The 13,296-nt window shown below is 58.6% G+C and carries 16 protein-coding genes; 9 read left to right on the forward strand and 7 right to left on the reverse strand.

Annotated features, from left to right (window positions below):
* Positions 1-8 precede the first annotated feature (8 nt).
* Complete coding sequence (locus AC2GXZ_RS17305; RefSeq protein WP_483760853.1) at positions 9-881, forward strand: LysR family transcriptional regulator; 873 nt, start codon at positions 9-11, stop codon at positions 879-881.
* Here the strand turns inward: AC2GXZ_RS17305 and AC2GXZ_RS17310 are convergent.
* The 3 genes from AC2GXZ_RS17310 to AC2GXZ_RS17320 all read right to left on the reverse strand — a co-directional run bounded on the left by AC2GXZ_RS17310 (position 878) and on the right by AC2GXZ_RS17320 (position 2,633).
* Positions 878-1,348: an N-acetyltransferase family protein gene (locus tag AC2GXZ_RS17310; protein WP_483760428.1), complete on the reverse strand. Its 471-nt coding sequence runs from the start codon at positions 1,346-1,348 to the stop codon at positions 878-880. The genes AC2GXZ_RS17305 and AC2GXZ_RS17310 overlap by 4 nt on opposite strands.
* Before the next feature lie 99 nt (positions 1,349-1,447).
* A complete protein-coding gene (locus tag AC2GXZ_RS17315; protein WP_483760429.1) occupies positions 1,448-2,092 on the reverse strand; it encodes an NrsF family protein in 645 nt (214 codons plus the stop codon).
* Positions 2,076-2,633: a sigma-70 family RNA polymerase sigma factor gene (locus AC2GXZ_RS17320; protein WP_483760430.1), complete on the reverse strand. Its 558-nt coding sequence runs from the start codon at positions 2,631-2,633 to the stop codon at positions 2,076-2,078. The genes AC2GXZ_RS17315 and AC2GXZ_RS17320 overlap by 17 nt, the downstream gene beginning before the upstream one ends.
* Positions 2,634-2,824: 191 nt before the next feature.
* Between AC2GXZ_RS17320 and AC2GXZ_RS17325 the strand changes: the two genes are divergently transcribed.
* From AC2GXZ_RS17325 to AC2GXZ_RS17340, 4 genes are all read left to right on the forward strand, one after another.
* Positions 2,825-3,088: a pentapeptide MXKDX repeat protein gene (locus tag AC2GXZ_RS17325; protein WP_483760431.1), complete on the forward strand. Its 264-nt coding sequence runs from the start codon at positions 2,825-2,827 to the stop codon at positions 3,086-3,088.
* Between the two features lie 80 nt (positions 3,089-3,168).
* Positions 3,169-4,011 (forward strand): cytochrome b/b6 domain-containing protein, encoded by an 843-nt coding sequence (locus AC2GXZ_RS17330; RefSeq protein ID WP_483760432.1) that lies wholly within the window; start codon positions 3,169-3,171, stop codon positions 4,009-4,011.
* Complete coding sequence (locus AC2GXZ_RS17335; RefSeq protein ID WP_483760433.1) at positions 4,008-4,784, forward strand: molybdopterin-binding protein; 777 nt, start codon at positions 4,008-4,010, stop codon at positions 4,782-4,784. The genes AC2GXZ_RS17330 and AC2GXZ_RS17335 overlap by 4 nt, the downstream gene beginning before the upstream one ends.
* Positions 4,785-4,900: 116 nt before the next feature.
* Positions 4,901-5,518 (forward strand): DNA binding protein, encoded by a 618-nt coding sequence (locus tag AC2GXZ_RS17340; protein ID WP_483760434.1) that lies wholly within the window; start codon positions 4,901-4,903, stop codon positions 5,516-5,518.
* Between the two features lie 56 nt (positions 5,519-5,574).
* Here AC2GXZ_RS17340 and AC2GXZ_RS17345 read toward each other — a convergent pair whose 3' ends face one another.
* From AC2GXZ_RS17345 to AC2GXZ_RS17360, 4 genes are read right to left on the reverse strand one after another with little or no spacing between them, the layout of a single operon-like run.
* Entirely contained in the window at positions 5,575-6,102 is a 528-nt protein-coding gene (locus tag AC2GXZ_RS17345; RefSeq protein WP_483760435.1) for a lipocalin family protein, read from the reverse strand.
* Between the two features lie 36 nt (positions 6,103-6,138).
* Complete coding sequence (locus tag AC2GXZ_RS17350) at positions 6,139-6,690, reverse strand: hypothetical protein (protein ID WP_483760436.1); 552 nt, start codon at positions 6,688-6,690, stop codon at positions 6,139-6,141.
* Positions 6,687-7,715 carry an SAM-dependent methyltransferase gene (locus AC2GXZ_RS17355; protein WP_483760437.1) on the reverse strand — a complete coding sequence of 343 codons (1,029 nt, stop codon included), beginning with the start codon at positions 7,713-7,715 and terminating at the stop codon, positions 6,687-6,689. The genes AC2GXZ_RS17350 and AC2GXZ_RS17355 overlap by 4 nt, the downstream gene beginning before the upstream one ends.
* Positions 7,712-8,518: a DUF1295 domain-containing protein gene (locus tag AC2GXZ_RS17360; RefSeq protein WP_483760438.1), complete on the reverse strand. Its 807-nt coding sequence runs from the start codon at positions 8,516-8,518 to the stop codon at positions 7,712-7,714. The genes AC2GXZ_RS17355 and AC2GXZ_RS17360 overlap by 4 nt, the downstream gene beginning before the upstream one ends.
* A 197-nt stretch (positions 8,519-8,715) precedes the next feature.
* On the opposite strand from AC2GXZ_RS17360, the gene AC2GXZ_RS17365 reads away from it, so the two are divergent.
* From AC2GXZ_RS17365 to AC2GXZ_RS17380, 4 genes are all read left to right on the forward strand, one after another.
* Positions 8,716-9,972, forward strand: coding sequence for a class I SAM-dependent methyltransferase (locus AC2GXZ_RS17365; protein ID WP_483760439.1), 1,257 nt, complete (start codon positions 8,716-8,718; stop codon positions 9,970-9,972).
* Between the two features lies 1 nt (position 9,973).
* A complete protein-coding gene (locus AC2GXZ_RS17370; RefSeq protein WP_483760440.1) occupies positions 9,974-10,348 on the forward strand; it encodes a DUF2147 domain-containing protein in 375 nt (124 codons plus the stop codon).
* Positions 10,349-10,374: 26 nt separating this feature from the next.
* Positions 10,375-10,806, forward strand: coding sequence for a DUF2177 family protein (locus tag AC2GXZ_RS17375; protein ID WP_483760854.1), 432 nt, complete (start codon positions 10,375-10,377; stop codon positions 10,804-10,806).
* A gap of 381 nt (positions 10,807-11,187) precedes the next feature.
* Positions 11,188-13,263 carry a carboxy terminal-processing peptidase gene (locus AC2GXZ_RS17380; protein ID WP_483760441.1) on the forward strand — a complete coding sequence of 692 codons (2,076 nt, stop codon included), beginning with the start codon at positions 11,188-11,190 and terminating at the stop codon, positions 13,261-13,263.
* Positions 13,264-13,296: the final 33 nt, after the last annotated feature.

The following is a 13,296-nucleotide window of genomic DNA, read 5'->3' on the forward strand; positions in this document are numbered from 1 at the left end:
TTCCATCGATGACGGCGCTGCAGGTCCTGCTTGCCGTTGCCGAAAGAGGGTCGACCAGTGCTGCGGCCGAACCCGTGGCGCTGTCACAGAGCGCTGTCAGCAAACAGCTGATCGGGCTCGAGGATCTGATCGGTGGGCCCGCCTTCGCGCGCACCCCGAACGGCATGGTTCCGACCGAACTCGGCGCGATCTACATCGAGCATGCGCGCACGGCGATCAAGGCAATGGAAGACGCGGCTTTGAAAGTTGCCCGCCTCAAGCCCGGTCCTCGTGTCCTGCGCCTGCAGGTGCCGCCGATTTTCGGCGATCGATGGCTCTTGCCGCGTTTCGTGCAATTCATGGAGGCACATAACGAGATCGAGGTGCAATTCACCACATTCGTGTCGAAGACACAGACCGAAGTGCCTGACGGAATGGTGCGTTTTGTGGTGGCGCCGGTGGATGATGAGGAGGGGGAATATCTCTTCGGTCATGACATTCGCCTTGTCAGCGCGCCCTCCTATTGGGAAAAGCTCGGGGAACCGATCTCGATCGAGGCCGCTTCGAGGGGGATGATGCTGGAACATCCCCAGACCCCGTTCCACTGGCCGAATTTTGCCCAGTTCAACGGAAAGGCGGGGCTTGAGGCACGCCATACGATGCGTTTCGGTTATTATACGATGGTCATCCGCGCGGCGTTGGCAGGGCAAGGCATGGCGCTGATCCCGCATGGTCTGATCGTCGAGGATCTCGCAGCAGGCCGCCTCGTCAATCCGGGAGGGCAGGGGTACCGGAGCGATTACGGTTACTGGTTCACCCGACCTCGCAACATCCCCACAAGCCAGTCGATGCTTCTGTTCAAGCAATGGATCCAGGCCGAAGCCAGGGCAGTGCGGGATTAGGATGTCAGCCGCCTGAGCCCGTCGGCATCAAGCCGGTAGAAAAGCTTATCCGGCTTTTGCTGCCCGCCGAGGCTGTCATAGAATTGCAAAAGGCGCGTGTCTTCGGCGTCCGCGGTCCAATCGATCCGGGACAGTCCGCGCTGCAGCGCCATCTCTGCAAGATGTGTCATCAAAGCGCGACCGGCGCCTTTGCCTCGATGGCTTCGACGCACGTAAAGCTCCTTCAGGAAGATGCCGGGCTGAAGATAGGGACCGGGATAGATGGCGCTGTATGCGGCAAGGCCAATGACGGTCGAACCGTCGATCGCGACAAGGATTTCCGCAGCCTCGGGACGGTTCCTCAGACCCTCAAGAATGTCCTCGGGCGCGGGACAGGGCACCTGATAGTGGTCCTGCATTTCCTGACAAACGTCCACAAGCCCCACGATAAACGCGGGTTCGGTGTTAACGGCCTTGATAACAACCATTCATCGTCCCTCCTCGATTTTGGCGCAACGGAGGGAAAGCTCCAGCTGCCGTCTAAACACATCGATCTCCGAATCCGAGAAAGAAAACCTCTCCGACTTTTACCAGCGGAGCAAGGGCCGCGACAGAAGAACCCCGATCAGCCCGCACAACAGGATCCCGAGCGTGTACCAGAGGGAAACAAAGGTCAGACCGGTTTCAATACAGCCCCAGGAATAGGTCCATGCGCCGATCGCGCCTGCTGCCATGCCGGCAACAAAACCTGCCAGAGGAATATTGGTCGGCGCAGAGCGGCGGAGGAAAAACACGATCGCGGCGAATGCCGGCGTGGCCGCGGTGACGATGATCAAGGGGCAGAACCATGACGACCGACCAAAGATCAGCGCCGGATAGTCATCCGGCTGGGCAAGGCGCAACTGCCAAAGGCCGAATGCCACGAGCATGAGATAGACGAGCAAGGTCGCAATGCCGGCTTTTCTGGGTGTGCCCCCCGGCCGGGCGACGACCATGAGCGCGATTACCCCAATGATGCTGAGAGCGAGGGGGTAAATCGACTTCACCCAGAAGGCCGGTGTATGGATGGCGACGGCCAGATCGGGTCTCGGGCCATGGCCAAGCAGGATCAAAGCTGCCGAAACGACGATGCCGGGCGGCAGCGCAAAGGCGAGCAACCGCGCGAGTGCGCGAGGCCCCACCGGTTTCACCCCACTTGCCAGCCTGTCGATCAAATCATCTGTCTTCGCCACGTTCGCCTCTTATTCTCGCGGCCATTGTCTTTATGCCCCGGAAGACGCTTATCTTCACCATCGCCTCGCTGCGTCCGCTGCTGGCGGCAGTTTCCGCAACAGAGCGACCCTCAAGCCTGACATCGCGGATCATATCGCCCTGCCATGCGGGCAGGGATTTCAGGAGCCGCTCCACATCCATGTTGGCGGACACGGCGTCCTCGTCGTAAGCGTCGGCCATATCCTCGATCGTTTCCAGCCCGAGATGCGAGCGCCCGCCATGGCGCCGGTGATGATCCACCAGCTTGTGCCGGGCAATGGTGAAGAACCACGCCGTAAACGGCCGCTCGCGATCATAGGTGATCCGGCGCTGGTGCAGCGCCAGAAGTGTCTCCTGCACAAGATCGTCCACGTCGGCCTCGGCCGTACGGCCGAGACGCCTCGCATAATAGCCGACCAGCAGATGCCGCAGCATCTCGAGCAGGCGGCGGTATGCGACCTCGTCTCCATCAAGGGACGAGAGCATCAGCGTTTTCAGCTCTGGCTCGGTAAACTGCTTCATGTCTTTTCAGCCTCATACGGCGTGGCCGGAAAACCGTTACACGTCCGCCGAAAGAAAAGCGAGAAAACCCACGGTCGATGTTTTTCATCACATCGCCGTGATCACTGTAACCGCGCAAACAACAAACCGAATGAGCTTCCTGTGCACCATCGGCGCGACATGCGTCGAACACATCAACTGGGAGAAACATCATGACCACACGTCTTTTCATCACCACCTGCTGTGCCGCTCTTTTCGGCCTGTCACTCGCTGCCGGCGCGGCCAACGCGCAGACCAGCAACGATGCAATGAAGAAAACCGACACGATGAAGATGGACAGTGCGAAAACGGGCTCCATGAAATCCGACAGCATGAAAATGGGCGGCACCAAGGCCGACTGCATGCATAAGGCCGGCATGGAAAAGGACAGCATGAAGAAGTCCGACATGATGAAGAGCTGCGACGCGATGAAATAATCGCCAGGCGCCCCTCCAGCCTGAAACTGTTGCAGGGGCGCCGCCGTTTACGATGACGACAGTTTCCCGCGAGGAAAACCATGGACGCGCCCGCCAAATCCACTACCGCTGCCCGCACGCTCATCCGTCGCCACAGCCTGACCGTGCGCCTGTCGCACTGGCTGAACGTGCTGTGCATGACGGTGCTGCTGTTCAGCGGCCTGCAGATATTCAACGCTCATCCAAGCCTTTATTGGGGCCAGTATGGTGCCGATGATGACCCCTCCGTCATGTCCCTGGGGGCAACCGAAGATGGCGATGCAATCAAGGGCGTCACCCGCATCGGCAGCCTGTCCTTCGATACGACCGGGGTCCTGGGCGTTTCGAATGTCGACGGCGAACCGGCGGCGCGCGGTTTTCCCGCATGGGCGACATTGCCGAGCTATCAGGACCTTGCCACCGGGCGCCGCTGGCACTTCTTTTTTGCCTGGCTGTTTGTGATCAACGGCCTGATCTACATGGCTTACAGCTTCATCGGTCGGCATTTTCGCCGGGATCTGCTTCCCACCAGAGACGAGCTGACGCCGTCGCATCTTGGCCAGGAGATTGCCGACCATGCCCGGCTGCGGTTCCCCAAGGGGGAGGGTGCGCGCCACTACAACGCCTTGCAGAAGCTCACCTACCTTCTCGTCATCTTTGTTCTGCTGCCGCTGATGATCGTGACCGGCCTTACCATGTCGCCCGGCTTCGATGCGTTTGCGCCCTGGCTGCTTGATCTTTTCGGCGGACGGCAATCGGCCCGAACCCTGCATTTCATCGCCGCCACGTCACTCACCGCCTTTGTCGTCGTCCATGTCCTGATGGTTCTGGTCTCCGGGGTTTTCAACAATATGCGCTCAATGATCACCGGCCGCTACGCTATCCAGACGGAGGCAAAGCCATGAGCCGCTTCATCACCCGTCGCCGGTTCCTGATCGGCTCGACATTGACTGCGTCGGCGCTCGGCCTCAGTGGCTGCGATGCACTGGTCGAAAGCCCGAAAGTGCAATCAATGCTGAAGATTGCCGAAGGCCTTACGATGAAAACGCAACGGCTGCTGATCGGCGACAACACCCTGGCGCAGGAGTTCAGCGTCGCGGATATCTCGCCGACTTTCCGCGCCAACGGAACCAGCATGCCGGATGGCGCCCAATATCAGGAGCTGTTGAGCAAGCAGTTCTCGCAGTGGCAGCTGGAGATCGGAGGTCTCGTCGAGCGGCCGACCAAACTATCGCTTGCAGCCTTGAAAGCGATGCCGTCGCGTACCCAGATCACTCGCCATGACTGCGTCGAAGGCTGGAGCGCCATCGGCCAGTGGACCGGCGTGCCGCTCGGTGCCCTGCTCGAGAAGGTCGGCCTGAAACCAGAGGCCCGTTATATCGTTTTCCATTGTGCCGACGAATTCGAAAAGACGCTTGATGGCAGCGGCTGGTATTACGAAAGCATCGACCTCGTCGACGCGTTTCACCCACAGACCATTCTTGCCCATTCGATGAACGGACACGATCTCGAAGTGCCGCATGGCGCTCCGTTGCGTCTGCGGGTCGAGCGGCAGCTCGGTTACAAACAGGCGAAATACCTGATGCGTATCGAGGCGGTCGCCGATCTTTCGGGGCTTTACGGCGGCAATGGCGGTTTCTGGGAAGACCGCGGCTACGAATGGTACGCCGGAATTTGAGTTCTCTGACCCAGTTCACATACGGGCGGTCATTTCTGCCTGTCCAGAAACCGGCGAATTTCCAACCCGCATCCGCCGGCAATTTGAAACGATAGGGTGTCAAAAAGGAAGAGAAGATGTCCTCCATCTCCAAAACCGGATTTACGGTACTCGCCGGCGCATTGATCGCCGTGACAGTCGGTTTCTCGGCAAGGGCTGCCGACCAGATCCGCGTCAGAGGCACCGTCCAGAGCCTCGATGGCAATACGCTTTCGGTGAAAACGCGCGAAGGCACCGACGCGAAGATCATGCTGAAGGACGGCTGGAAGGTTTCCAGCGTTGCAAAGGCTTCGGTCAACGACATCAAGGAAGGCGATTTCGTCGGTATCGCATCCCTGCCGACGGCCGACGGCGGAAACGGTGCGCTCGAAGTGCTGATCTTCCCGGCGGCCATGAAGGGCACGGGCGAAGGCAGCTATGCCTGGGATCTGAAGCCCAACAGCTCGATGACCAATGCGACGGTTGCCAATGCCGTCAAGTCAGTCGACGGCCATACGCTGACCGTTACCTATAAGGGCGGAGAAAAGAAGATCGCCATCTCGGATGGCACGCCGGTCGTCACCTTCGCGTCGGCTGTCGAGGCCGATATCAAGAGCGGCGCAACCGTATTCGTTCCCTCGGAAAAGGCGGCAGACGGTTCGATGTCCAGCGGTCGTGTCGTGGTCGGCACGAATGGTGTCGTACCACCTATGTGACGGCGCGATAACGCTCGAATACCCGCCCCGGGCACAGTTCAGACCCGGGGCGATCTTCATTGTTCGGGAAATTCCAGCTTGCGCACGTCATAACCAAGCCGGCCCGCTTTTTCGATCATTGTCTTCAGCCTTGCCTTGGAGGGCACGGTTCTCGAATAGATCCAGAGATTGGTCATTGCCGGATCTGCACTGATGAACCAGCTCTTGTCCGGCGATTTGTAGAGAACCCAGTATCTGAAGGTGATGAACAGCGGATAGCGCACCCGCATTCTGGCGTTACTGCTGCCGAAATCGATCACCCGTCCCGTTCCATGCACTGTTTTCAAGCGACCGTCCGGATTTCCGACGCGGCATCCGTCTTCGACGATGACCTGATCCGGAGACTTTCCGCGTCGGTATGTCGAGTAGCCGGCGACGCAGCCATCGGTCAGCCACATCGGACGCCGGCCGATTTCCAGCCATGTGCCCCGATAGTGATCCATTTCAATCGTGGCGACCTTTGGCTCGGCGGCCGAGGAGGCCTGCGGCGCGAGCAAACCCAAAACTAGAACGCCGCCGGCAAACCATCTGCGAAATCCCTGCATGTCATTCTCCTCTTTCTGGAACTTTATGAATGAGTGCTAGTGATCGGCCGGCTTCTCCGGCTCGGTCCGGCCGGAAATGCCTGCATAACGGATGGCGATAAAGGCCAGCAGGCTGGCGACTGCGAAGATGTTCACGTTCAGGAGGGTCGCGAGATCGCCATCGCTCCAGATATGCAGCGGCGGCGAGACGAAGCTGTGCGAAAACCAGAAGACGATGAATATGAACGCTGCCATACCGCGCTGGAGCCATTTCTCCTCAGGCCTGAAGGACAGGGCGACGAGCATGATGCATGCGGCGTAAAACAGTTCCGTCCCCGAGCCTTGTCCGAATAGTTTTGTTGCAAACAAGGTATCCAGTGCTCCGACGAGAGGGAGCGCTATCCGTGCGATGATCGGCGAGCGCGGCGCCAGAAACGGGATGGCCAGAAACAACGGTGCAGCGGCAAGTGTGCCGAGCGATGCGTTCACGCCATTGCCGACCAGATACCAGACATAAAGCGGATAGAACGGCTTGTTCAGGAAAATGACCCAGGCCAGCGTTATGGTCGCCTGGGTGAGGGGATCGACCGGAGCCTGCCGATCGCTCATGGATTGACGGGCTTCAGCAGATAGTGGCCGACGCCCCAGACATCGCCCCTGTCGTGACCGAACAGGCCGGCTGTCGCCAGGAAGAAAAGCCGCCAACGGCGCAGCCAAAGCGCTTCGTTGTCGTAAACCTCTGCAAAAATCAGCTGGATGCGATCGATCTCGCGGTCGAAATTGGCCAGCCAGTCGAGTGCTGTTCGGCGGTAGTGCACACCCGACCAGCGCCAGTCTTCCTCGACCTTGAACAGATCGCCGAAACGGTGCGGCAAATCATGGGCCGGCATGATGCCACCGGTGAAGAAATGATGGGCAATCCAGTCGGACGGGTCATCATGGTCGAAACGGTAGGACCGATCCTTGTGCGTGAAGACGTGCAGGAAAAGCCGCCCGTCAGGCTTCACCCAGTTGCGGACGCGCTCAAGCAGCGTGCGCCAGTTCGACATATGCTCGAACATTTCGACCGACACGACACGGTCAAAGCGCTGGTCGATGGCGAAATCGTTCATGTCGGCGGTGATGACCGAGAGATTGGTCAATCCCCGCCGACTGGCCGTTCCCAGAATGTAGGCGCGCTGCGAAGCCGAGTTCGAAATTGAAACGATTTTCGAATTGGGGAATTGCCTGGCAAGATAGAGCGACAGAGAGCCCCAGCCGCAACCAAGTTCGAGGATGCTCATTCCGTCTTCGATCGCTGCATGCTTGACGGTCTCCGCCAAAGCATGGGTCTCTGCCTCCTCTAGCGACGTATCATCGCTCGGGTAAAGGCAGCAGGAATATTTCCGCTGCGGCCCGAGCGCCCGCGCAAAGAACTCCGCCGGCACCTCGTAATGCTGGCTGTTGGCCTCTTCGGTATGGATTGCGACCGGGAAATTGTTCATCGTTTCGACAAACAGTCGTTCCGCATCCGCCGTTGTTCCCGCGAGCCGACGCTTGGTGCGGCCACAGAGAAAATCGATCCCGGCAAGTGTCATGCCGTCGGTAAGCGGCGCACGCTCGGCAGTGTTTATGGCGAAGGCCAGCATGTTCATTGGAACTCTCCTTCAAGGTGGAATTCAGGTTTGCGGGGACCGGGGAAAAAGATGTTGACGCGTCGTTGCAGGGCGCGGAACTTTTTGCCGCGCGAGCGAAGCATGTGTTCTTCGAGCGGCGGGATGCCGGAGATGTGCACAAGCAACCAATACATCAGAAGCGGTGCCAACAAAGACAGCCAGCTCCAGATCGATGCCGAGATCGCAAACAGCGGCCAACAGCACCAGAAAAGCCATTCGAAGAAATAATTTGGGTGACGCGAATACCGCCAGAAGCCGGTTTCGCAGACTTCAGTCTTTGCATCCGGTGTCTTGCGGAACCGAGCGAGTTGCCAGTCGGAAAGAGCCTCGCAGACGAGGGCCACCACAGCAACGATCATGGCGACGAGATCGACGGCGCGAGGGTATGTCGCGGGATTTGCGGCCGCCAGGTAAACGGCGATCACCAGAATGAAGGCCGCCAATGCCTGGACCTGCAGAAACAGCAGCAGTCGCCAGCCGGCGTTGTCGCCCCATTCCTCCATCAGCTTTGCATAACGCGGGTCTTCGCCGCCACCTCGGGTGCGAGAGCCGATATGGCTGCCGAGCCTCAGCGCCCAGGCGGCGATGATGATCACGAGGGCAACTCGTCGATCGGCATCCCCGTGGGCGAAAATCGCTGCAACGATGCCGCCGATACCGGTCGCAAACGACCAGATCGTATCGATCCAACCGCTCAGGCCGGTCGCGCGCTGAAGGCCCCAGGCTCCGGCCATTGCGGCAGACAGCCAGATTGCGATCACGATGAGCAGAAAAATATCCATGGCATCTCTCGCGTTCACAGCCGTCGGGTGTCGGCTCCTTCTGCACATCTACGAGCGCGAAACGGATCCAGTTTCATCCGGGTCAGAAAAAATCTCGAAAATCTGCCATTGGCCATGAAACTAAACGCTGCGATTTCTCGTAGCTTGTCTCAAGCACACTGATGCAGTCCGAGAAATCAAAGGCCGAAGGGAGTAGCATGAGCTGGTCTGACGAGTTTTCCGGTCCACCACTTGATCTATCCCAGGCATCCGGCCAGCTCGGATGGGCAGGCAATGTCCTCGACCGGTTGCTGTCGGGTATCCGATATGGCTGCGTGAAACTGGTACTTCCCTCCGGCGAGGTCGTCGAAAAGAAGGGGGCCCAGCCTGGCCCCGAAGCGGTGGTGGTGATCCGCAAGTGGCGCATGCTCCGGCGTGTGGTTGGTGCCGGCGATATCGGATTTGCCGAAGGTTTCATTGAAGGCGACTGGACAAGCCCGGATCTGACCTCGGTCATCCGCTTCGCCGCGAAAAACAGCAAGGCACTTGCACCGGCGATCGAAGGCAGTCTGCTAATCCGCTTCTTCAACCGTTTGAAGCATATTCTTCGGGCAAATACCAAGCGCGGCAGCCGCCGAAACATCGAGGCCCATTACGACCTCGGCAATGAATTTTACAGGCAATGGCTCGATCCATCGATGCTCTATTCCTCCGCCATCTTCGACGAGATGACGCAGACCTTGGAGGATGCGCAGCTTCGGAAGCTCGATCTGATTGCCGACAAGCTGTCGCTTGCCGGCGGGGAAAGCGTCCTTGAGATCGGTTGCGGTTGGGGTGCGCTTGCAAAATATCTGGCGAGCGAACGGCAATCGCGCGTGACGGGTATCACCTTGTCGCCCTCGCAGCTTTCCTGGGCAAGGAACATGCTTGAGGCGTCGGGATCGCCGGAAACTGCCGATCTGCGCCTGCAGGATTATCGCGACACGGATGGCCAGTTCGACCGGATCGTGTCGATCGAAATGTTCGAGGCGGTCGGCGAAGCCTATTGGCCCAGCTATTTCGAGACATTGAAACGCTGCCTCAAACCCGGTGGCCGTGCAGTTCTGCAGATTATATCCATCGAGGAAGAGCGGTTCAGGACCTATCGCGGTGGCACTGATTTCATCCAGAAATACGTTTTTCCGGGCGGTTTCCTGCCGTCGGACAGCGCTCTGGCAGAATCTGTCAGGGATGCGGGCATGATCATCAGTGCCACCGAGCATTTCGGAAAATCCTATGCCCGAACTTTGGCGGAATGGCGAATTCGCTTTGAAGCGAGCTGGCCGCAGATCGCCGCACTCGGCTTCGACGAGCGGTTCCGCCGCTTGTGGCTGTACTACCTCTGCTATTGCGAGGCCGGTTTCGAGGAAGGCACGATCGATGTCGGCCTTTACACGATCGAACATGCTGCGCAGTTGGCACAGAAGGTGACGTGAGATGGACAAGAAATGTATTCTGGCCATTGCCGCTGTCGCCATTTTTGGGGTGTCCAATGCAGGCGCCGCCGATATCGACGGTCAATGGGCACGTGGTGATGGCAATGCCAAGGTGAGTATTGGCCCGTGCGGCAATGACACCTGCGCGATCAACACATGGATCAAACCCGGTACGGCAAAAGAAAAGGAAGGCGACAAGTTGGTCATGACCATCACACCGGGTGCTGATGGCGTCTATTCCGGCTCCGCTTTCGACCCGCAGCGCGACCTGACCTACAAGCTGACAGTGACGGTCAATGGCGACAAGATGACGACGAAGGGCTGTGTCGTTGCTGGCCTTTTGTGCAAGGGCATCGATTGGACCCGTATCAACTGATCCCGGTGCGAGAGAAAAACATGGACATGAAACGCGGCCTTATCGCTTATCTTGTCACTCTGGTTGTGATGGTCGCCGTCGATTTCGTATGGCTGAGCACCATGGCCGATCGGCTTTACCGGCCGGTTATGGATGACATCCTGGCAAACGAATTCAGGCCTTTGCCTGCAATCGCATTCTATCTCATTTATGCTGCGGGGCTCGTGTACCTGGCAGTTCGGCCGGGATTGATGTCGGGTTCGTTGAAACCCACGCTGTGTTCAGGTGCCGTCGTCGGCTTTACGGCCTATGCGACTTACGATCTGACAAACCAGGCGACCTTGGTCAAATGGTCGAGCACCTTGACATTGGCCGATCTCGCCTGGGGTACTTTGCTTTCCGCCGCCGCGAGCGCCGCCGCTTACCTTGTCACCGAGCGGGTGTCCGGAGACAATGGCAGAGGTGCGACTGGTCGCTGACGAGTGAGCCGAGGCTGATCGACTGTTGTTGTTCTAGATGAATGAGCGCTCTTCGGCGCCGAACAGCTTTCGGTTTCACCTCGGGGGGCGGTAAATGCGTTGCGGCGAGATAGACGCATAAATTTTGCCAATGACCTTTGAATTTTTGACAGTCGCGGCCATAAAAATGGCGGCGTTGCCGGCTTTTTCGCGGTCCAAGGCTTCACTGTCCGCTTTGAACCGATATCCTCTAGATGCCAAGCTTCGAAGGCCACCGGCCTTACCTGCATTTTTGACGACGGACACGAAGTTTTGCGAGCTTATCTGGTTGCCAAAACATCACCATTGCTCCAACACCATCAGTTCGTAGAGACTAGACGTTACGATTAGGATTAAAGCTGAATGCGCTTAAGATACGGTTTGATTGGCCTCTTCCTTGCAATTGCGACACCGGCATATTCGCTGGAGTCCGGATCGCCTCCAGTCCTGGCGCCCTTGCAACAGCAGGCGGAAGCCGCTCATCTGAGTGCGCAGTTCCTGACGCGATACGCCTACAAACCGGTTCCGCTGAACGATGCGCTATCCGCCAAAATCATGGACAAGTATATCAAGTCTCTTGATCCGGACCGAAGCTTTTTCCTGCAGGCCGATATCGACAAGTTCGCGGCTGACAGGAACGGGATCGATGATGCCATCACCCGCGAAGACCTGAAAATCCCGTTCACGATCTTCAACATCTATTCGCAGCGTGTTGTCGACCGCATGACCTATGCGCGTGACCTGCTCAAGCAAGGCTTCGATTTCAGCGCACGGGAAACCTTTTCCCTTTCTCCGGACCAAGAGCCTTGGCCGCAGTCGCAAGAGCAAATCAACGACCTGTGGCGCAAGCGGGTCAAGAACGATTGGCTGCGTCTGAAGCTGGCGGGCCAAGCCGATGCTCTCATTCGCGACACCCTCGACAAGCGGTACCAGAACATTCTCGAGCGGGTCTATACCTACAAGAGCGACGATGTTTTCCAGTCTTTCATGGCTGCCTATACCAACTCCGTCGATCCGCACACAGACTATTTTGGCGCTGCAGCGTCTGCCGACTTCGATATTTCGATGAAGCTCTCGCTGGTCGGTATCGGTGCCGTGCTGCAGGAGCGGGATGGCTACACGACGATCCGTGAGCTGGTGGCCGGCGGACCGGCACAACTCTCGGGAAAGCTCGCAGTCGGCGACCGCATTATCGGTGTCGGCCAGGGAGATGACGGTGCGGTCAAGGAGGTCGTGGGCACCCGCCTCGACGAAGTCGTGCAGATGATCCGCGGGGCGAAGGATTCCGTTGTTCGCTTGGACATCCTGCCGGCAGATGCCGGAGAAAGCGCCAACCACCGCGTCATCGCCTTGGTGCGAGACAAGATCAGTCTCGAAAAGCAGGCGGCGAAGAAGACTGTCCTTTCCGTCGAAGACGGCGGCGTTACGCGCAAGATCGGGGTGATTACACTGCCGGCCTTTTATGAGGATTTCGAAGCGCGGCGAAGAGGCGACGACGACTATCGGAGCGCAAGCCGTGACGTTGCCAAGCTTCTTGGCGAACTGAAGCGGGACAAGGTCGATGGCGTTCTGGTCGACCTGCGCGACAATGGCGGTGGCTCCCTGGCCGAGGCGATCGATCTGACGGGTCTGTTCGTCGGAAAAGGCCCGATCGTCCAGCAGCGCAACGCCGAGGGCAAAGTCGAAGTTGAAAGCGATGACCTGTCGACGCCTGCATGGTCTGGTCCGGTTGGTGTCCTGATCAATCGTGGCTCGGCATCGGCGTCCGAGATTTTTGCAGCAGCGATACAGGATTACGGTCGCGGCGTGATTGTCGGAGAACCAAGCTTCGGCAAGGGAACCGTGCAGACGGTGATCGACCTCGATCAGGCGGTCCATAACAGCAAGCCGAAATTTGGCCAGCTGAAGCTGACGATTGCCCAGTTTTTCCGTGTCAATGGCGGAACAACGCAGTTGCGCGGCGTGACGCCGGACATCAGCCTGCCGGGCCTGTCCGACCCGAAGACGCTGGGTGAGCAGAGTTACGACAACGCGCTGCCCTGGACCCAGATCAAGCCGGCGAAATACAAGGCCGCGGCCAATATTTCCGCACTGATCCCGCAACTGCAAAGCCGCCACGAGGCGCGGGTGCAGAAGGATCCGGATTTCCAGCGTTTCGTCGAGGACGCTGCCGAACTGAAGGCGCAGCGCGAAAAGCGTGTCGTCTCGCTGAATGAGACCGAGCGGCGGAACGAGCAGACTGCTCTGGCAAACCGTCTCAAGAAGCGTGGCGAAGCCAATGATGGCTTGATGCGCAGCGAAGACGATGGGCTGCAGGCGAACGAGCGCAGCCTGAGCGCCGATCTCGCGATTGAAAATGCTCGCAAGAACGCCAAGGACGTCCTGCGAACCGAAGCGGCATCGATTGTTGCCGATGAGGGTGAGCTTTCGGCACGCTGACCTTGAAGGTCGGTCGAACGATGGATCGCAAGG

It is taken from the genome of Aliirhizobium sp. YIM B11859, from assembly GCF_057163345.1.

What these genes read in the sequence shown, in the direction of transcription:
- AC2GXZ_RS17305 (WP_483760853.1), top strand. Translation starts at nt 9, where the DNA reads ATGACGGCGCTGCAGGTCCTGCTTGCCGTTGCCGAAAGAGGGTCGACC.
- AC2GXZ_RS17310 (WP_483760428.1), bottom strand. Translation starts at nt 1,348, where the DNA reads ATGGTTGTTATCAAGGCCGTTAACACCGAACCCGCGTTTATCGTGGGG.
- AC2GXZ_RS17320 (WP_483760430.1), bottom strand. Translation starts at nt 2,633, where the DNA reads ATGAAGCAGTTTACCGAGCCAGAGCTGAAAACGCTGATGCTCTCGTCC.
- AC2GXZ_RS17325 (WP_483760431.1), top strand. Translation starts at nt 2,825, where the DNA reads ATGACCACACGTCTTTTCATCACCACCTGCTGTGCCGCTCTTTTCGGC.
- AC2GXZ_RS17330 (WP_483760432.1), top strand. Translation starts at nt 3,169, where the DNA reads ATGGACGCGCCCGCCAAATCCACTACCGCTGCCCGCACGCTCATCCGT.
- AC2GXZ_RS17335 (WP_483760433.1), top strand. Translation starts at nt 4,008, where the DNA reads ATGAGCCGCTTCATCACCCGTCGCCGGTTCCTGATCGGCTCGACATTG.
- AC2GXZ_RS17340 (WP_483760434.1), top strand. Translation starts at nt 4,901, where the DNA reads ATGTCCTCCATCTCCAAAACCGGATTTACGGTACTCGCCGGCGCATTG.
- AC2GXZ_RS17345 (WP_483760435.1), bottom strand. Translation starts at nt 6,102, where the DNA reads ATGCAGGGATTTCGCAGATGGTTTGCCGGCGGCGTTCTAGTTTTGGGT.
- AC2GXZ_RS17350 (WP_483760436.1), bottom strand. Translation starts at nt 6,690, where the DNA reads ATGAGCGATCGGCAGGCTCCGGTCGATCCCCTCACCCAGGCGACCATA.
- AC2GXZ_RS17355 (WP_483760437.1), bottom strand. Translation starts at nt 7,715, where the DNA reads ATGAACATGCTGGCCTTCGCCATAAACACTGCCGAGCGTGCGCCGCTT.
- AC2GXZ_RS17360 (WP_483760438.1), bottom strand. Translation starts at nt 8,518, where the DNA reads ATGGATATTTTTCTGCTCATCGTGATCGCAATCTGGCTGTCTGCCGCA.
- AC2GXZ_RS17365 (WP_483760439.1), top strand. Translation starts at nt 8,716, where the DNA reads ATGAGCTGGTCTGACGAGTTTTCCGGTCCACCACTTGATCTATCCCAG.
- AC2GXZ_RS17370 (WP_483760440.1), top strand. Translation starts at nt 9,974, where the DNA reads ATGGACAAGAAATGTATTCTGGCCATTGCCGCTGTCGCCATTTTTGGG.
- AC2GXZ_RS17375 (WP_483760854.1), top strand. Translation starts at nt 10,375, where the DNA reads ATGAAACGCGGCCTTATCGCTTATCTTGTCACTCTGGTTGTGATGGTC.
- AC2GXZ_RS17380 (WP_483760441.1), top strand. Translation starts at nt 11,188, where the DNA reads ATGCGCTTAAGATACGGTTTGATTGGCCTCTTCCTTGCAATTGCGACA.